The sequence below is a fragment of the Acetobacterium sp. KB-1 genome, assembly GCF_003260995.1.
In the GTDB taxonomy this organism is placed as follows: Bacteria; Bacillota; Clostridia; order Eubacteriales; family Eubacteriaceae; genus Acetobacterium; species Acetobacterium carbinolicum.
Map to the genome: position 1 here is coordinate 3,496,956 of NZ_CP030040.1, position 18,960 is coordinate 3,515,915.

Annotated in this window: 11 protein-coding genes; all 11 read left to right on the forward strand. The window is 46.9% G+C overall.

The features are described from left to right. The 11 genes from DOZ58_RS16105 (at window position 1) to DOZ58_RS16155 (ending at window position 18,951) form a co-directional block, all read left to right on the forward strand. The gene (locus DOZ58_RS16105; protein ID WP_111889234.1) at window positions 1-1,158 is read left to right on the forward strand and encodes an adenosylcobinamide amidohydrolase; all 1,158 of its coding nucleotides are present in this window, start codon (window positions 1-3) and stop codon (window positions 1,156-1,158) included. Then, window positions 1,142-2,314: an ABC transporter substrate-binding protein gene (locus tag DOZ58_RS16110; protein ID WP_111889235.1), complete on the forward strand. Its 1,173-nt coding sequence runs from the start codon at window positions 1,142-1,144 to the stop codon at window positions 2,312-2,314. Before DOZ58_RS16105 ends, DOZ58_RS16110 begins: the two co-directional genes overlap by 17 nt. 9 nt (window positions 2,315-2,323) lie before the next feature. Beyond that, complete coding sequence (cobN, locus tag DOZ58_RS16115; protein ID WP_111889236.1) at window positions 2,324-6,073, forward strand: cobaltochelatase subunit CobN; 3,750 nt, start codon at window positions 2,324-2,326, stop codon at window positions 6,071-6,073. 12 nt (window positions 6,074-6,085) lie between these two features. Beyond that, window positions 6,086-8,035 (forward strand): VWA domain-containing protein, encoded by a 1,950-nt coding sequence (locus DOZ58_RS16120; protein WP_242988526.1) that lies wholly within the window; start codon window positions 6,086-6,088, stop codon window positions 8,033-8,035. 35 nt (window positions 8,036-8,070) lie between these two features. Continuing rightward, window positions 8,071-9,102 carry an ATP-binding protein gene (locus tag DOZ58_RS16125; RefSeq protein ID WP_111889237.1) on the forward strand — a complete coding sequence of 344 codons (1,032 nt, stop codon included), beginning with the start codon at window positions 8,071-8,073 and terminating at the stop codon, window positions 9,100-9,102. A 69-nt stretch (window positions 9,103-9,171) separates the two neighbouring features. After that, window positions 9,172-10,275: an adenosylcobinamide amidohydrolase gene (locus DOZ58_RS16130; protein ID WP_111889238.1), complete on the forward strand. Its 1,104-nt coding sequence runs from the start codon at window positions 9,172-9,174 to the stop codon at window positions 10,273-10,275. Further along, entirely contained in the window at window positions 10,263-14,084 is a 3,822-nt protein-coding gene (gene cobN, locus DOZ58_RS16135) for a cobaltochelatase subunit CobN (protein WP_111889239.1), read from the forward strand. The genes DOZ58_RS16130 and cobN (DOZ58_RS16135) overlap by 13 nt, the downstream gene beginning before the upstream one ends. A 110-nt stretch (window positions 14,085-14,194) precedes the next feature. Next, the gene (locus DOZ58_RS16140) at window positions 14,195-15,034 is read left to right on the forward strand and encodes an ABC transporter ATP-binding protein (protein ID WP_111889240.1); all 840 of its coding nucleotides are present in this window, start codon (window positions 14,195-14,197) and stop codon (window positions 15,032-15,034) included. Beyond that, window positions 15,034-15,768 carry an ABC transporter permease gene (locus tag DOZ58_RS16145; RefSeq protein ID WP_111889241.1) on the forward strand — a complete coding sequence of 245 codons (735 nt, stop codon included), beginning with the start codon at window positions 15,034-15,036 and terminating at the stop codon, window positions 15,766-15,768. The genes DOZ58_RS16140 and DOZ58_RS16145 overlap by 1 nt, the downstream gene beginning before the upstream one ends. Window positions 15,769-15,896: 128 nt before the next feature. After that, window positions 15,897-16,898 carry an ATP-binding protein gene (locus DOZ58_RS16150; protein ID WP_111889804.1) on the forward strand — a complete coding sequence of 334 codons (1,002 nt, stop codon included), beginning with the start codon at window positions 15,897-15,899 and terminating at the stop codon, window positions 16,896-16,898. Window positions 16,899-16,953: 55 nt separating this feature from the next. Beyond that, a complete protein-coding gene (locus tag DOZ58_RS16155) occupies window positions 16,954-18,951 on the forward strand; it encodes a magnesium chelatase subunit D family protein (protein WP_111889242.1) in 1,998 nt (665 codons plus the stop codon). Window positions 18,952-18,960: the final 9 nt, after the last annotated feature.

The window sequence follows — 18,960 nt, forward strand, 5'->3', positions numbered from 1 at the left end:
ATGATGTTGGGGGTAACAGCTACCGGAGATCCTATTCATCGCTATCATCGGTGTCTGGTGGTGCCTTTTTCGGGACCACGAAAGGTTATCAGTACCGCCATGGAGCATGGTGGTTATCAGGAAAATCTAACGGCGATATTTAATCAGGATGTCAACCCCGGGCCGGGTCGGTTGTGCGAACACATGGAACCCGGTCAGCAGGAAAAAATGCAGTCCTTTATCCGGGAGGAGTTGGGGTTGGCTCCGGACACGGTAGCACGGATGGCTACGATTGTGTCCATGGAAAGTGCGGCCATTAAAAGCGAAACCTATGACATCCTGACCGTGACGGCTATTACCACCGCTAGTCTGGAAGTCAATGGCGGGCGGATTGGTGAGAAAGCTACCAGCTATGAAAAAAACGGCGAGTATATTAATTTAAGACCGGGAACCATTAATAGTATGGTCTTTGTCAGTGGCAATATGACACAAGGCTGTATGGCCCGAGCCATGGTGACAGCAACCGAGGCCAAAACAGCCGCTTGTCAGGAATTGATGGCCAGCAGCCTTTACTCAACCGGTATCGCCACCGGATCAGGAACGGATAACCTGATGATTATTTGCGATAGCGAGTCGACTAACCGACTGACCTATGCTGGAAAGCATGGCAAGCTGGGAGAACTGATTGGTCGGTTGGTGCGGGATACTGTCAAAGAATCCCTCAATCAGCATATGGCCTTAAACCCGGTTACCCAGCATCGGTTATTTGCGCGAATGAAACGCTATGGCGTTACCGAGGGAACCTTTTTTAAAAAATTCAATGAACTCAGTCATAAAGGTCAACGCGATTTTCCCAAATGGATCGATCGTCTCCATCGGTTGGATCAGGAGGATGAGCTGGTAACCATGACTTCCCTCTATGTTCATCTGATGGATCAGCTGGGCTGGGGGTTGTTGTCTGGATCGGAAGCTATCAATGGCGGGGTAATAATTCTTAAGCAGATTGCCAAAGATCAATCAATTAATCTTGACTTATCAACAAAACAACATGAGTCCGCTGAAGCGGTGATTCAAAAAATGGTAAATTCTTTTGTGACGACCCTTTCAGAAATGGTCATGGCAAATGAAATAAAAACAAACTCAGAAGGAGAAAAGAAGAGTAATGAAAAGACAGTTTAAACAGTTAGCGGTGATTGCGGTCACTGCGGTAATGGTAGTATCAGGGTTAGTAGGATTAACAGGGTGTCAGTCTGCTGACAAGAGCTATAAAAGCGAGGATGGCAATACCATCAAATTGCAGTATGCCAAAAATTTTAACATCGAATATCTTGATAATAATAATAAGATAGTCACCGATGGTGAAGGAAAACAAATGTTACTGCTGCAAAAAGGTCAGGAAGCTCCAGAGGAATACAAGGATCTACCATCGATTACCATTCCGATTGATCAGTCAGTTTATACCAGTACCACCCAGGTTGGCTTTTTACGAGCCTTTGATGACGAAACGCTGTTTGACAGCATTGTTGGGGTGCGTTTAAAAGCCGAAGAGTGGGATTTCGATGCGATGAAAAATCGCATGCTAGAAGGTAAAATCAAAGATATTGGCTCTAATTCTGCCACCAGCAGCAGTTATGATTATGAGGTGATCCAATCCCTGAAGCCGAAGATTGTTTTTACTATAACTGGCATGGGTAGTGAACAGCAGAAGCTGATGGAGATGCTATCCCAGAATAACATTCCTTATCTCTATGATTCATCAAGTACCGAAACCGATTATCGGGGCACCATGGAATGGCTTAAATACTACTCTGCTTTTTATAATCTGGAAAAAGAAGCCGCTGAATACTATGATGAAGCGATGGTTCGTATTGACGAAATGAAAGCCAAGGTAGAAAATGAAGAAAAACCAAAGGTTGCCTGGGCCATTGTCTCTTCTGGGAAAATTTATGTTCAGAATGCCGGATCAAAAGCGGCGCAAATGGTTCGTGATGCTGGCGGTGAATACCTTTTTGATGACATTGGGGTTGGCAAAGATGGGGTTATCGTTATAACCCCGGAAGAGTTCTACAGCCGGGTTTCAAAGGCTGATTATTATATTAACTCCGGGATGCCAAAATATGGGCCGGATATTAAATCGATCACCGATCAGGTGCCGGTAGCGGCGGATCTTCCGATTTACAGCAGTGGCAACGTATGGCAGATTACCGATAGTTTTTGGTCGACTTATCATACCATTGATGAAAAATATCTGGAGCTGGCGGCCATTTTCCACTCTGACCTCTATCCGGATGCGGAATTCAGTCATTTCAGACAAATGCCTGCCGTCGCCAAATAAGGTGAAAAAATGTTAAATTTAGTCATTATTATGACCAGTATGGAGCCTTTCCTGACTTTCAGGGAGGCTCTGGTCAATTTAGATAAACACTATCCCGGTAAGTTTAGGGTGGCGTTGTTTAATACAACGGAGCTAGAAAATAGTGAAGTCTATGCCCAATGTGTTGAGGTAACAGAAAAAGCTGATTTCATTTTTATGAACATTCATGGTTCATTATCCTTTTTCAAACCTTTTTATGCTTATTTTAATCAGTTTAAAAAGCAGAAACCTTTTTTTATTAACACTACTATAGAAGAAGAGGTCGGTGAGGTTTTTCCGGATTGCAGCATTATGCCGGAGGACTTCAAGACGATTTATAAATATTTCAAGTCGACCAGCGTAAAAAATTTTAAAAACCTGATCAAGTGGATCGGCAATCAGTTTGCCGGTGGAGAATATCCCCTTGATCCACCGGTGCTGCCAAAATGGAGTGGGATCTATGATCCAGATCGCGATAGCTCCGATGAGACCGCTTATTTAACTGAGCTTCGCAGCAATGGTCAATTTACTATTGGTATTATCATCAACGTATTGCTGGTTCAGAAGGATAATCTGGCTCATATCGATGCCCTGATTCGTGAGATTAGAAATCAGGGTGTCAATCCCCTATGTATTTATTCCGATATGCTGCCGGATCTGGATCTGGGCTGTGAAGGTATCCGCAATGTGCTGGAACGCTGTATGATTCAGGATGGTCAGGTGATTGTCGATGCCATCATCAATACCACAGCGTTTAGTCTGACGATTCTTTCCGATCCGGGGGATGGCTCAAAGCTCAAAGATACCAGCATTTTCGAATTATTCAAAGTACCGGTTTTGCAATCCATGACCACCCTGCAATCATTGGCGGAGTGGGATGAATCGGTGCGGGGTCTGGACCCCCTTTCACTTAGCTTTTGTGTGTTTCAGCCAGAGTTTGACGGTCAGGTGATTGCCTATCCTTTTGCCACCACCGAAAATGAAGACACTCCCCTTGGTTCGAAACGGGTTTCCAAACCGATTGCTGAACGGGTTAACCGGATTGTTACGCTAGCGCATAATTGGGCCAGATTACGGCATAAAGATAATGCCAAAAAGAAGGTGGCCATCATCCTTCATAATAATCCGCCCCGAAATGATAACATCGGCGGCGCCGCCGGACTGGATACGCCAGTTTCGGTTTATGAGATGATGAATGCGCTGGAGGAGAGTGGAATCTTTACCGCCTATCATTTTGAGGATGGGAAAGAAATTATTGACCGTATTACCAGTGGATTGACGAATGACGGTCGCTGGTCTTCGCCGGAAGCGATGCTTAAAAAAAGTATTGACACAGTTAAGAAAGAACAGTATCAAAAGTGGTTTGATCAGTTTATTCCCCGAATCCAGGAAAATCTGGTCAAATATTGGGACGAACCGGTAGGCGATTTTATGGCGGTGGAGAATCAGTTGCTCGTTCCCGGGATTCTCAATGGTAATGTTTTTATCGGACTGCAGCCCCCCCGAGCCTTTGAAGATAAGGCTGAAGAAATGTACCACAGCACCGATATCCCCTGTCCCCATCAGTACATTGGGGTTTACAATTGGGTTGAAAAAATTTTTGAAGCCGATGTAATTATTCATGTCGGTACCCATGGCACCATCGAATGGTTGCCCGGCAAAGAAGTGGGGCTGTCCAAAAATTGTTATAGCGATATCTGCATTGGTACCATTCCCCATCTCTATTCTTATATTATTAATGCTCCCGGTGAAGGCACCCAGGCCAAGCGACGAACCTACGCCACCCTTTTGGATTATATGGTGCCATCAATGTTTGAAGCCGGAGTTTACGATGAACTCGCTGAGATGGATGAGTTGATGAAACAGTACTATCATATTCAGAGTGCAGATCCTAAAAAGCTGCCAATTATTCAGCAGGAAATCAAGGAATTGGCCATCAGGATGAATCTGCATGACGATATTGGCATTACCGCCCAACAAATGGAAACGGATATTGATGGCTGTATCCATGAATTTCACTCCTGGGTTACCAACGTTCAGGCCTGTGATATTTATGACGGCTTTCACATTTTTGGGATGGTTCCGAAAGGTGATAAATTCAGGAACATGCTGAAAATGCTGGTCAGAAACCGTAATGGCACCATCCCCTCGCTGCGGGATGGGGTCTGTGATTTACTGGGTCTGGATCATGAAGCCTTACTGGCTGAACCGGATAAAGCGACCAGTGATGGAAAATCCTATGGGATTCTATTAGCAGAGGCCGATGAAATTGGTCGTGATATTTTTCTGGAATTGGAAAAGCAAAATTATGAACCCGAGGCTGTTGCACAAATTATCAAACTGTTTGAGTGTAGTGATAAAAACCCCACCAGACGATTGCAGGAAACTCTGGATTATGTCTGTCGCTTTGTGTTGCCACGGGTGATGCGGATTACCGACGAGCTGGATCACTTTATCAATGGAATCCATGGGAAGTTTATCCCGCCGGGACCCTCCGGGGCACCGACTCGAGGAAATGCTGGAATTCTGCCCACGGGTAGAAATTTCTATTCTGTCGATCCTGGTGCGATGCCATCCCGACCTTCCTGGGAAATCGGCCAGGTATTGGGAGATCAGCTGATGGAGCGATATCAGAAGGATGAAGGTAAATATCCGGAGAGCGTCTCGATGCTGGTCTATGCCACTGAATCGATGCGGACCTATGGGGATGATATTTCCGAAACCTTTTATCTGTTGGGTACCCGACCCGTCTGGTTGGGGAACACTGACCGGGTGATTGGGGTTGAAGCGATCCCACTGGAAGAGTTGGGACGACCCAGAATCGATGTGACACTACGGATCACCGGGCTTTTCCGGGATGCCTTTCCCAATCTGATCGAACGGGTGGAAGATGCAGTGAATCTGGTCGCTGCACTGGATGAGCCCGATGAGATGAACTATATCCGCAAGCATGTAAAAGAAGAGGTAGCTGAACTGGTTAGCCAGGGTATTTCCCTGGAACAGGCCGAACGCCAGTCATTGCTGCGGGTGTTTGGTGATCCACCGGGAGCCTATGGTGCCGGTACCAAAAATGTCGTCGAAAGTCAGAAATGGAATGACGTCACCGATCTGGGGACCGTCTACACCACCTGGGGCTGTCATGCCTATGGGAAGGATGTCCATGGTGAAAAAATGCCAGAGGTCTTTACCCGGCGTTTTAGCAAGATCAATGTGGCGGTGAAGAATGAATCGACCCGGGAAGTGGACATGCTTGACAGCGACGATTTTTATAATTATTTTGGCGGCATGGTTGCAGCGATTACGACCCATAGCGGTTCCCAGAAGCCGGCCTACGTGCCCAGCACTTCGGACACCGATCATATCGAAACCCTGAGCCTCCATGAAGAAGCCTCCCGGGTGATGCGAACCCGGGTCAACAATCCCAAATGGATTGAGGGCTTGAAAAATCACGGTTATCGGGGGGCCAAACAAATTTCGGCGATGGTGGATATTACCTTTGGCTGGGATGCCACTACTAACGTCATTGACGACTGGATGTATGATGCCATTGCCAACCGTTACGCCTTCGATAAAGAAACCACCGACTGGATGCGGGAAGTTAATCCCTGGGCTCTCCAGAATGTGGCTGAACGATTATTAGAGGCTAATCAGCGGGGAATGTGGCATGCCTCAAAGGAAAGTGTCGAAAAACTGGAAAAGCTATGCCTGGAAATGGAAGGAAGCCTGGAGTCACTTGGTTAAGAGGAGCGAAAAATGATGAAAAATACCGTATTTCCCTTTGTAGCGGTTGTTGGACAGACGGAAATAAAGAATGCTTTAATCTGGAATATCATTAATCCAAAGATCGGCGGGGTTTTGATCAGTGGTGAAAAAGGAACCGCTAAATCAACCTTGGTTCGAGGAGTCTGTCGACTGACAAAGGAAACGGCGCTGGTGGAACTGCCACTCAACACTACTGAGGACTGCCTGCTGGGAAATATCGATTTTGAGCATGCGATTAAATATGGGGAAAGAAAATTTGAACCGGGAATCTTGAAAAAGGCGGATGGTAATCTGCTATATGTCGATGAAGTCAATCTGTTAAGTGATCATCTGGTCAAATCACTGTTGGAAGCAGCCTCTTCCGGAGAAAACATTATTGAACGTGAAGGACTGTCCTATCGGCATGATGCAAAATTTATGCTGGTTGGTAGTATGAATCCGGAAGAAGGGGGATTACGCCCCCAATTTCTGGATCGCTTTGGCTTATATGTCGAGGTAGAAGGGGAAACGGATATCCGGATTCGAGCAGAAATTATTCGCAGACGGATTGAATTTGAACAAAACCCGGCCGACTACGAAAAGAAATGGCATTTAGAAATGAAAACCTTATCCAACCAGATTGAAGGCGCCTGGGATCAAATCGATGCTATTGTCGTTTCAGAAAATGCCATGAATCTGGCGGCATCGATGGTCAAGGAAGCCAATTGTGCTGGACATCGGGCCGAGCTGGTGATTATTGAAACCGCTCGGGCCATAGCCGCCCAGGATGGACGAAAGGTACTGAATATTTCAGATATCAAAGAAGCTGCTAAATATGCGCTGCCCCATCGTGTCCGGGAAGCAGACAGTGTGCCGGAGGCTACGCCGCCGACAGCGCCTGAGACGCCAGAAGAATCGGAAGAGCAGGACCAGCAGGCGCCTGATCAATCTCAATCGGAACCGGAAGTAGCGGATCATCCCGAAAACCCTTCCTCAGAAAATTCGGAATCATCGGAAGAACATCAGGAACAGCCACCGCAAGAGCAGCCAGAATCAGCAGAGCCGGAGAATGAGACGACCGATCAGAGTGATCCGGAGGATGATTTCTATCAGGGCGAAACAGAAAATCTGGATGCACCGGAATCTGTTTTTCAGATTGCCCGCTGGATTTCAGACAGTGAAAAAGCGACGATCTCCAAAGGCAGTGGAAAACGGAGCCTGATGGTAACCACGTCGCTTCAGGGACGGTATGTGCGGAACCGCTCTCCGATAAATGGTGAAATCCGGGACATAGCCTTGGACGCCACGCTTCGGACCGCTGCACCCTATCAGAAAGACCGGGAAAAGGATGGGATGGCAATTGCCATTAAAAAATCCGATATCCGGGTGAAGATTCGGGAAAAACGAACTGGAAATACGATTATTTTTGTCGTTGATGCCAGTGGTTCCATGGGGGCCAATAAACGGATGAAGGCTGTCAAGGGTGCCATTGTGGCGATGCTCAACGATGCCTATCAGAAGCGGGATAAGGTCGGGATGATTGTTTTCAAACATGATGCCGCCGAATTGGCTCTGGGTGTGACCAGAAGTGTTGAGTTAGCCGAAAAGAAACTGGTAACGCTGCCTACTGGGGGAAGAACACCTCTGGCAGCAGGGTTGAATATGGCTTACGAGGTGGTGAAGGCCGGAAAATATAAAGACGCGGATATGCTGCCGGTAATCGTCCTGATTTCGGATGGCCGGGCCACCTACAGCGACCGGGGTGATCCTTTTGAAGAAGCCATGAAAGCCGCTGGAAAGATTCGGGTCGAAAAGATAAAAACCATTGTCATCGATACCGATGAGCGTTTTGTAAAACTAAAGTTGGCTGAAAAACTAGCGAAACAAATGGATGCTGACCGCTATCAGATTGATGAGCTGAAAGCCATGAGTCTGGTCACTGCGGTTTCGCTTTCCTTATAATCAGCAAATGTCGAGTACAAGAAAAGGAATAATAAATGAATAATAAGAAAATATATCCCTTTACTGCTATCGTGGGTCAGGAAAAAATGAAACTGGCCCTGATTCTCAATGTGATTAACCCATCCTTGGGTGGGGTTTTAATCCGAGGTGAAAAAGGAACCGCTAAATCCACCGCGGTCCGGGCCCTGGCCGATCTTTTGCCGGAGCGTGATCAGGCTGAAGGCTGCAAATTCTCCTGTGACCCAGTCAATCTGGATCAAGCTTGTCAGAGCTGTCGTGAAAAGATAAAAAACCATGATAGCACGATCGTCAAAGCCAAGATGAAGGTTATTGATCTTCCGGTCAGTGCCACCGAAGACCGGGTCGTGGGAACGCTGGACATTGAACATGCTATTAAACACGGTGAAAAACGCTTTGAACCGGGGATTCTTGCCCAGGCTAACCGTAATATTCTTTACGTTGATGAGGTCAATTTGCTGGATGACCATGTGGTTGATATTCTATTGGATTCAGCGGCTATGGGAGTCAACACCATTGAACGGGAGGGAATCTCTTATACCCATCCGGCGAAATTCACCCTAGTGGGGACGATGAATCCCGAGGAAGGTGATTTACGGCCGCAATTGCTGGATCGCTTTGGCCTGGTTGTTGATGTTGTCGGTGAAGGGGAGATTAGCCAAAGAGTAGATGTTATTAAGCGACGTCTGGATTTTGAAGAAAACAATGACGCCTTTCATGAGCTGTATAAAGTCAATCAAAATGAACAGGTTGAGCGGATTCAAAATGCCGCGGTGTTTTTGCCAAATGTCCGCTTTGATGACCAGCTGCTTGAAACCATCGCCAGAATTTCCATGTCGTTGGGAGTCGATGGTCATCGGGCTGATATCGTGATGATGAAAACAGCGATGACGATCGCCGCCTATCATGGCAATGAATCGGTGACCAGCCAGGATATTAAAGAAGCGGCCATCTTTGTTCTGCCCCATCGGATGCGGAAGCGCCCCTTTGATGATTCTCAGTTTAATACCGATAGCATTGAAGAAATTGTTGATTCATTAATAGGCTGAGATGAACCAATTAAAGGGGGTAGAGAAGAGTAGAGAATGAATATTAATTCAGTGAGGGAGAATCAGAGTATGCGTATACATCGGTTACCAACAGGAGAAGCGGTTCACCGCTATCAGAAAAGTATTGTAATTTGTTTTGAAAGAAAAGTGAAGGTTTTATCAACAGCCCACCTAAATGGCGGATATTCTGAAGAACTTAAATCCGTCTTTAATTACGACGCCACCCAGGGTGCTGGCATGGCCTGTAAACTCCGGGCGGAAACCTACCAGGAGCACATGAAGATCATTACCGAAGAACTGGGCCTGGATGCCGATTATACCGCAGGCATCACGACCGCTGCATCGATGGAAAATGTGGCGATTAAAACCGTCGCCTATAAAAACTTAAGTGTGACCGTCATCGTAACCGGAGGCATTGAGGTCAATGGTGGTCGGGTCGGCGATCCCACCACCTGGTATGAGGTTAATGGGAAGCTCCATGAAATCAAAGAGGGGACGATTAATATTATCCTCTACATCGATGGCAACATGCCGCCGGAAACTTTGACCCGGGCGTTGGTCACCTGCACTGAGGCCAAAACAGCAGCGATTCAGGAGCTGCTGCTGGGGAGCATGTATTCTCGGGGATTGGCCACCGGGTCGGGAACTGATGGCACCATCTTGATCGCTAACGGGGAATCCCCGAACTATTATCAGTTTGCCGGCAAACACAGTAAACTGGGGGAATTGATCGGATTAGCGGTTAAACCAGCCGTAAAAGAAGCACTTTTTTTACAGACGGGCGCTAGCCCCGAGCAGCAATTCAGCATTTTAAGACGGATGCAGCGATTTGGTATTAAATTGGATACGATCTGGGATCAGTTTAAAACAGGGAATGACTTAGCCAAGCCGGAATTTGTTTGCCTGCTGGAAAAGCTGGATAAGGAACCAGAACTGGTGGTTCTTACCTCCCTCTACGTTCATCTTCTGGACCAATTCGATTGGGATCTGATCAACATGGAACAAACAGTTTCTGAAGCCAAGCAGATATTAAAACGGATGAATCCCCAGTTGGCAGGGTTTAATGGCACTGACTGGCAAGGTGTCACAAAAGATGGATTCATTGAAGCCATGACCCAGAAGATGACCGATTGTTTAGTTGGTTTACTGGAGGCGCAAATATGTATCGGATAACATTTATTCATTCACCGATGGATCACACCTACAATCTTAAGGAAGCTGTCAGGCTTTTTAAAAGTGAAGGATCTTCCAATAATGAAACGGTAACTAAAGATGAAACAAAAATTGCTGTCAGCTTTCTTACCAGCAACAAGCTGGATGATTCCAAAGAAGCATTTGACGCGGCCATGGCAGAACTGGAAAGAGCTGATTTTATTCTGATTTTTATTCATGCCGGACTCACTCAATTTAAGAGCTTCGCGCCGCTGATGGAGCGATTTGAAAATAAGAAACGCTTTTTTATCTGGTCCGGCTGTGATGAAGAAAACGTCATTGCTTTAAAAAAATCTGGTATTTCACCATGGGAACATGGGGAGATTCAGAAATATGCTCTGGACACCAGCACCGAAAACTGCCTTAACCTGATTAAATACCTGGGGGCCTATTATGGCTCGCTTAACATCGCATACAGCGAGCCCCGTCATTCCAGCTGGGAAGGTATTTATTGCCCAGGCCAGAAACTAAACGCAGAAGCAAGCAAAAAATCAAGTAAAGAACAAAGCATTGAAACCGCCCTTAAAGAAGCCCGGGCAAGCCAAAAACCAGTGGTCGGTATTTTAATGTACAGCAAATTGGTGCAGGAGAACAATTTAGAACACATTGATGCCCTGATTGCAGAAGTCAGAAAACAGGGAGCCCATCCGCTGGCGGTTTATTCGTCCTCAGCACCTAACCCCGCCATTGGCTGCTTAGGCTTTCAGTGGGTCGTTGATCATATTTTCACCACCGCCGGAATCGCAAATGTCGATGTGATCATTAACACCATGAGCCATTCGCAAAGTATCCTTTCAGATCCCGGGGATGGTACCAAAACGGTGGAAAAGAGCATTTATCAGGCCATCGATGTACCGGTGATTAAGGCCCTGACCACCTTCCAGAGCTATGAAAACTGGTGTGATAATTTGTGCGGAATCGATGCCATGTCTTTTCCCGGAAGTGTTTATTATCCGGAGTTTGACGGTCAGATTATGAGCTTTACGATTGCCTATTCGGTTTTTGTAAAAGATGAAATCGGCGATAAGACCATTAACCGACCGATAGCGGATCGGGTCGTCAATATCTGCGAACTGGCACTCAATTGGGCAAAGCTACGACAAAAGGAGAATGCCGACAAGAAGGTAGCGATCCTCTTTCATAATATGCCGCCTCGAAATGATATGATCGGCTGTGCCTTTGGTCTGGATTCACCCCAAAGTGTTTTTGATATGGTTAAGGCCTTGGCGGCCGATGGGATTACAACCAAATACGATTTTGATAGCGGCGATGAGATCATCCAAAAAATTATCGACGCCGTCAGCCTTGACACCCGCTTTTTATCGGCTGAACAAGCCCTTAAACGCAGTGTCGCGGTGATTGATAAGAGTGACTACCAGCCCTGGTTTAAGGCGCTGGAAAGTAAGGTCCAGGAAGAGATGATCCGGGATTGGGGCGATCCGCCCGGGGAAAACATGGTCTTTAAGGATCAGATGCCGGTGCCGGGAATTCTTAATGGCAACATTTTCATTGGGCTCCAGCCAGCCCGGGGCTATGAGGACAAAGCTGAAGAGGTTTATCACAGCACTGATATTGTACCGCCCCATCCGTATATTGCCTATTATAAATGGCTAAAAAATGGCTTTAAGGCCGATGTAGTGATTCATGTGGGAACCCATGGCACGCTCGAGTGGTTGCCGGGCAAAGAAATTGGCTTGTCGGCAGCCTGTTATCCCGATATTGCCATTTCCAACCTGCCCAATCTGTATCCTTACAGCATTACCGTCGAAGGTGAAGGCATCCAGGCCAAGCGGCGTTCTTATGCGGTTCTTCTGGATCATCTGATTCCTTCGATGGCGCAGAGTGGCAGCTATGACGAGATGGAAGAGCTGGATGACCTGATCAAACAATATTACCGGGCGGTTAGCACCGACCAGGGGAAAACTTCCTTTGTCCAGCAAAACATCCAAACCATTGTGATTGAACAAAATTACCTCACCGACCTGGATATCAGCCAGGAAGAGATGGAAGCAGAGTTTCCAGCCTTTGTAGAAAAACTCCATACCTGGGTGGAAGGCATTAAGAATACCTTAATTAAAGATGGACTCCATATTTTTGGACAGGTGCCGGAATCGGAACGGCTTTATCAGCTGGTTTGTTCCCTGCTGCGGTTATCAAATGGCAAGATCCCGTCATTAACCCAGGCAACTGCCAAAGCGATGGGGATGGATTACGAATTTTTGAAAGATAACCCCCAGCATCGGGATGCCGAAGGGGTCACTAACTTGATGAAATTTAATGAGATTGAAGCCTTAAGTCGGGAAGTAGTCAGAGATTACCTGCAAAATAAGACTGAACCAGACACCATTAGTGACCACATCAAAAGTCATTTTAAAGCTGTTAATCCGACGGATCTGGTTGATTTAAAGACGGTTTTCGAATTTATGAACAGTACCCTGATGCCAAAACTTTCCGCCACCACCGATGAAATGACCCATCTGGTTAAGGGGGTTAATGGCGAGTTTGTGCCGCCCGGGGGATCGGGAGCGCCCACCCGGGGCAGAGTCAGCATATTGCCAACCGGTCGCAATTTCTATGCCATTGATCCGGCGGCGGTGCCGACCCGGGCCGCCTGGGAGGTTGGCAAACAGCTGGGCCAAAAAATGATCGACCGCTATTTAGAAGACGAGCAGTGTTATCCGGAAACGATGGTGATTGTGGTCTATGCCGGAGAAACCATGAAAACCTCTGGTGATGATATTGCTGAAGTCTATTATCTGTTGGGGGTTAAGCCCAAGTGGCTGGAAAATTCAGACCGGGTTATTGGACTGGAAGTCATTCCCATTTCCGAACTGGGACGGCCCCGGGTGGATGTGACCCTACGTATTTCCGGACTGTTTCGGGATACCTTTCCCAATCTGATTGAATCGGTGGAGGAAGCGGTTAACCTGGTTGCCAGTTTGGATGAAAGCGATGAAGAAAACTTCATCAAACGAAATTTTCAAAATGAGGTCAGGGAGCTGATTCAAAACGGTGCCAGTATTGAAACTGCTCAGGAAGAAGCCGGGATGCGGATCTTCAGCGATCCACCGGGAACCTACGGGGCTGGGGTGACCCAATTAATTAACAGCAAGAATTGGGAAGATTTTACCGATCTGGGCAAGATCTATACTTTTTGGGGTGGCCACGCCTATGGTAAAAAGGTTCATGGTAAACGGGTTACCGAGGTTTTTGCCCGACGATTGTCGAAGGCGCAGATTACCATAAAAAACGAATCTTCCATGGAAATTGATATGTTAGAAAGCGATGATTTTTATAATTATCATGGCGGCCTGATTGCCGCGGTCCGCACCGCCTCGGGTCATAAACCCCAGTCCTATTGTGGGGATAGCAGTGATCCAGCCCGGGTTTCGCTAAACAATGTCAAAGAACAAACGGCTAAAATTATGCGCTCGCGGATTCTGAACCCCAAGTGGTTTGACGGGATGAAAGAGCATGGTTACAAGGGTGCTCAGGAGATTTCGGGAATGGTGGACTTTGTCTTTGGCTGGGATGCTACTGCAGATAGTGTTGAAGACTGGATGTATGAAAAGATTTCGGAGAATTTTCTGTTTAACAATGAGCGCCGGGAGTGGATCAAGAGCGTTAATCCCTGGGCCATTCAGAATATGACCGAGCGCCTGTTCGAGGCCGCCCAGCGAGGGATGTGGGAGGCGAAAGCAGAAAGTCTCGAAAAACTCCGGGAAATTTATATGGACATTGAGGGGGATCTGGAAAACTATAGCGAATAAGACTGCAGGGTAACAAAAAATGTCGGTTTGGAATTGCGAAAGTGCCGTGAATGTTGCGGATAGTTTCGCAATTATTGGAGAATTAAAAGGTTTAAGAGGAAGGGAAACAAATGCTTGAAATAATTGATTTGACAAAAAAATATAAAAGTCTAACAGCGGTTGATGCGCTTAATCTCACCATTGCGGATGGGGAGTTCTTTGGCCTGTTGGGCCCCAATGGCGCTGGAAAAACAACAACCGTGAGAATGATCAGTACCCTGACACCAAAAACAAGTGGAGATATTGTCATTGGTGGAGAAAGTATTGATCGGAACCTGATTTCGATCAAAGCAAAGATTGGAGTTGTCCCGCAGCAGAATAATCTGGAAAATGAAATGTCGGCCTGGGAGAATCTGGAAGTGCACGGGATGCTGTATAAGATGCCAAAAGAAAAACGACGACAAAAAATTGTTGAAATGCTTGCGTTTACGGAACTCACAGAACGAAAAGATGATCTCACCAAGAATTTTTCCGGCGGGATGAAGCGCAAGCTGATGATCGCCAGAGCCCTGCTTCACGAGCCGGAGCTCTTGCTTTTAGATGAACCAACGGTGGGGCTAGATGCCGCCGCCCGTCGGAAAATGTGGGATTTGTTAAAACGGCTGAAATCCAAGGGCTTAACGGTGCTGCTAACCACCCACTATATCGAAGAGGCGGAGATCCTCTGTGATCGGGTTGGACTGATTGATAAGGGAAAACTGCTGAGACTGGACACTCCGGTTAATCTAATCGAAGAGGTTGGCAAGGTAACGGTGGAATATTTTGCTGACGGAGAAACCCATGAAGAGTTCTTTCCGACAAGAGAAAAAGCCAACGAATATGCCGGTTCGCTAGAAGGTGATATCCGGATCCGTCCCTCAAACCTTGAGGATGTCTTCTTAAAATTCACAAACAGAAGGGTGGAATTATAATGAGTGGATTATACGGTATTCTCTGGCAGGAATTTGCTGTTTTCAAGCGAAAATTTGTAGCTACCAGCATCAGTTTTCTCATTTCACCGATACTTTATCTGGTCGCTTTTGGCTGGGGACTAGGCAGTGGGGTTGAGATCGGTGGGGTTTCTTATATGGCCTATATTATCCCGGGGATTATTGGGATGAGCACGATGATGACCAGTTTTAACAACACCGCCAATACCATTAATATTTCTAGAATTTTCTACAAGACCTTTGAAGATTATATGATCTCACCGATAAATATGACCGTCTATGCATTGGGAAAAATCATCGCAGGGGCATTCTATGGTATTTATTCGGCTACCCTGATTATTATCATGGTATCGATTTTCACCAATGATCTAGTGATTACACCTTATTTTATTTTGATTGCCCTATTAAACTGTTTTGTTTTTTCCGCGCTGGGCTTTTTAATCGGACTGCTGGTTAATTCCCATTCAGATATGGCCAAATTTACCAGCTTTGTGATTACACCGATGTCGTTTTTATGTGGAACCTTTTTTTCCATTGACAAGATGCCAGAAGTATTAAAATGGATTATTTACCTGCTGCCCTTAACCCATACCAATATTGCCTTACGGACGACCGGAGAATCATCTCAGCAAATGGCGCTCCATGCCGGAATTCTGGTCGCCTATCTGGTGGTCCTGTTTGTTCTGGGGGCACGACATTGCAAAACCGTTGAGTAATACAGTAGAGTAAGCTGAGCTTATTGAGATAAATTAAAATTATGAATTAAAATTAAAACAAAAGAGGATACAACGTGAAAAATAAAACTATTATCTATCCATTTACCGGAATTGTGGGTCAGGAAACGATGAAAAAGGCTTTGGTTCTCAATATCATCAATCCCCTTTTGGGTGGGGTATTAATTAGAGGGGAAAAGGGAACGGCCAAATCTACTGCGGTTCGGGCACTGGCGGATTTATTGCCGTCCCGTAGTCAGGTGGAAGGCTGCCCCTTTAGCTGTGATCCCCGGGAACCGGCCAATATGTGCAGTGATTGTCTTAACAAATATCAAAACCAGGAAACCTTTGTGGAGGTTTTTGGACGGATGAAGGTGGTGGATCTACCAGTCAGTGCTACCGAAGACCGGGTGGTGGGCACCCTGGATATTGAACACGCCATCAAAAAAGGCGAAAAGAAATTTGAACCGGGAATTCTGGCTCAGGCCAACCGGAACATTCTTTATGTCGATGAGGTAAATCTATTGGATGATCACATCGTCGATGTGCTGCTGGATTCTGCTGCAATGGGCGTGAACACCATTGAGCGGGAAGGGGTTTCTTTTTTTCATCCCTCACGGTTTATCCTGGTCGGCACCATGAACCCCGAAGAGGGGGATTTAAGACCCCAGCTGTTAGATCGGTTTGGGATGGTGGTGGATGTGATTGGTGAACGTAATCCTGAAAAACGGATTGATGTCATTAAAAACAGACTGGCCTATGAAAAGGATAAGGAAGCCTTTGCCAAACAGTTTACGACCGACCAGCAGGAGCTACGGGATCGCATTCTTATGGCGAAAAAGCTGCTCGAAAAGGTCAGCTATAGTGATCAGATGCTAGAGATAGCGGTAAAAATCAGTATCGAATTGGAGGTGGATGGTCATCGGGCCGATATTGCGATGATCAAAACCGCCATGACCATTGCCGCCTTTAAAGGTCAGACGGAGGTTGCTCCAGCCGATATGCAAGAAGCCGCGGAGCTGGTCTTGCCCCATCGCCTGCGTCGTACGCCGTTTGAAGAAGGCATTTACAATTTTGATCAGGTTGAGCAAATCATTAGTGCCGTCGGGAGTGCTCGCGATGCTGTCGTATAATTCGTTGCGGGACAGCGATCCCGGGAGAAGCCGGCCAGTTGTGGAGGAATGCCCGATGAATAAAAAAAACCTGAAGCAGATCGGACACCAGGATCGGCCTGCTTATCGCTTTCCTTTTGTCGCCGTCATGGGACAGGAAAGGGTGAAAAAAGCGCTGATTCTCAATCTGATTAATCCGCTGATCGGCGGGGTGCTGCTTTCGGGAGAAAAGGGTACCGCCAAGTCCACTCTGGTTCGTAATCTCGGTCAGATTACCCCGAACATGGAGGTGGTGGATTTACCCTTAAATGCCACCGAAGACCGGGTGATTGGTAGTATTGATATTGAAAAAACCATTTCTCAGGGTAAGCGAGCTTTTGGCAGCGGGATCTTAAAAAAGGCCCACAAGAACATCTTGTACATCGACGAGGTCAATTTGCTCAGTGAGCACATCGTTAACAGTATTTTAGAGGTGGCCGCATCCGGGGTGAATCATATTGAGCGGGAAGGTATTTCTTTTGAACATCCCGCCCGGTTTGTACTGATCGGAACCATGAATCCCGAAGAAGGCTTTTTACGGTCCCAGTTTCTGGATCGGTTTGGACTCTATGTGGCGGTGGAGGGGTCGAAGAATCCGGTTGAGCGAAAAGAGATTGTCAAACGGCGTCTGGCTTTTGAACACCATCCGGCTAGCTTTGTTAAAGCCTGGGAAGAGGACACCGAGATTTTAAAAAACCAAATACTTGAAGCCAGAAAGAATCTGGAGGCGGTAAAAATATCGGAAACGGTGTTAAAGCTGACTGCTGATATTGTTAACGAGGCCTATTGTGCCGGCAATCGGGCGGAGCTGATGATGATTGAAACGGCCAAAGCTCTGGCGGCTCTGGCAGGACGTCAGAATATTAATATCGATGATATCAAGGAAGCTGCACAGCTCGTTCTGCCCCATCGCAAACGGGAAAAGCCCAATGATCCCCAGGAACCGGATGAGCAAAATGATGAAGCACCGGAGCAACAACCAGAAGAAAAAAAACAAGAAAACCCGGAAAAAGATCAAAACGATGCTGAGGATGACAGCACCGATCAATCCGATCCGGAGGCCTCAGAAGCGCCTGATGATAATGATAAAGACAACGATGACAATGATGACAATGATGCGGAGGATTTGGAGCAAGAAGAAATCGAGCCCCCGCAACAACCGGATCTGAGTGAGCTGCTGGATCAGATTGACGCCATCGGCCGAACCTTTATGGTGAAAAACTTAAATATTAAGGTGCTTGACCGCAAAAAAAGAAGGGGCGAAGGCAAACGGCTTAAAACAAAAACCGATGCCAAAAAAGGGCAGTATATCAAAAGTGCCCTGCCCCGCAATACGATTAATGACCTGGCCTTTGACGCCACCTTACGGGCGGCAGCGCCCTATCAGCGGGTGCGGGAAGCTAACGGCCTGGCACTGATCATCAAAACCGAAGACCTGCGCGAAAAACTGCGGGAAAAGCGCACCGGCAGCACCATTGTTTTTGTGGTCGATGCCAGTGGTTCCATGGGTGTCAAAAAACGAATGGAAACGGTAAAGGGGGCGGTGGTATCACTGCTTACCGATGCCTATCAGAAACGGGATCGGGTTGGGCTGGTATCCTTTCGTAAAAAAGACGCTGAGGTACTACTAAACATTACCCGCAGTGTCGATATGGCCGAGAAATGCCTCCGGGATTTACCCACTGGCGGCAAAACCCCACTGGCCGCGGGTTTATTAAAGGGTTATGAAGTCATTAAGAACGAACAGCGAAAAAATTCGGATCTGTTGCCGATTCTGGTGCTGGTTTCCGATGGACGAACCAATGTCGCACTGGGTGAAGGGGATTCCTTTACAGAAGCCCTGGAAATGGGCAAACGGATCGCCGGGGAGGGTGTCCAGATGATCGTCGTGGATACTGAGGTGGATTTTATTAAACTGGGTCTGGCCAGGAAGCTGGCCGCCGCTATGGGTGCCCGTTACTACCGGATTGAAGATCTGGAAGCGGATGTGCTGGCTGAAGCTGTCCGGGATCTTTCCAAAGAATCGTCATTTTAGGGGGAAACA

Bases quoted from the DNA above. Each gene is read 5' to 3' on its own strand.
- DOZ58_RS16105 (WP_111889234.1), top strand. From the start codon at position 1: ATGATGTTGGGGGTAACAGCTACCGGAGATCCTATTCATCGCTATCAT.
- DOZ58_RS16110 (WP_111889235.1), top strand. From the start codon at position 1,142: ATGAAAAGACAGTTTAAACAGTTAGCGGTGATTGCGGTCACTGCGGTA.
- cobN (WP_111889236.1), top strand. From the start codon at position 2,324: ATGTTAAATTTAGTCATTATTATGACCAGTATGGAGCCTTTCCTGACT.
- DOZ58_RS16120 (WP_242988526.1), top strand. From the start codon at position 6,086: ATGATGAAAAATACCGTATTTCCCTTTGTAGCGGTTGTTGGACAGACG.
- DOZ58_RS16125 (WP_111889237.1), top strand. From the start codon at position 8,071: ATGAATAATAAGAAAATATATCCCTTTACTGCTATCGTGGGTCAGGAA.
- DOZ58_RS16130 (WP_111889238.1), top strand. From the start codon at position 9,172: ATGCGTATACATCGGTTACCAACAGGAGAAGCGGTTCACCGCTATCAG.
- cobN (WP_111889239.1), top strand. From the start codon at position 10,263: ATGTATCGGATAACATTTATTCATTCACCGATGGATCACACCTACAAT.
- DOZ58_RS16140 (WP_111889240.1), top strand. From the start codon at position 14,195: ATGCTTGAAATAATTGATTTGACAAAAAAATATAAAAGTCTAACAGCG.
- DOZ58_RS16145 (WP_111889241.1), top strand. From the start codon at position 15,034: ATGAGTGGATTATACGGTATTCTCTGGCAGGAATTTGCTGTTTTCAAG.
- DOZ58_RS16150 (WP_111889804.1), top strand. From the start codon at position 15,897: ATGAAAAAGGCTTTGGTTCTCAATATCATCAATCCCCTTTTGGGTGGG.
- DOZ58_RS16155 (WP_111889242.1), top strand. From the start codon at position 16,954: ATGAATAAAAAAAACCTGAAGCAGATCGGACACCAGGATCGGCCTGCT.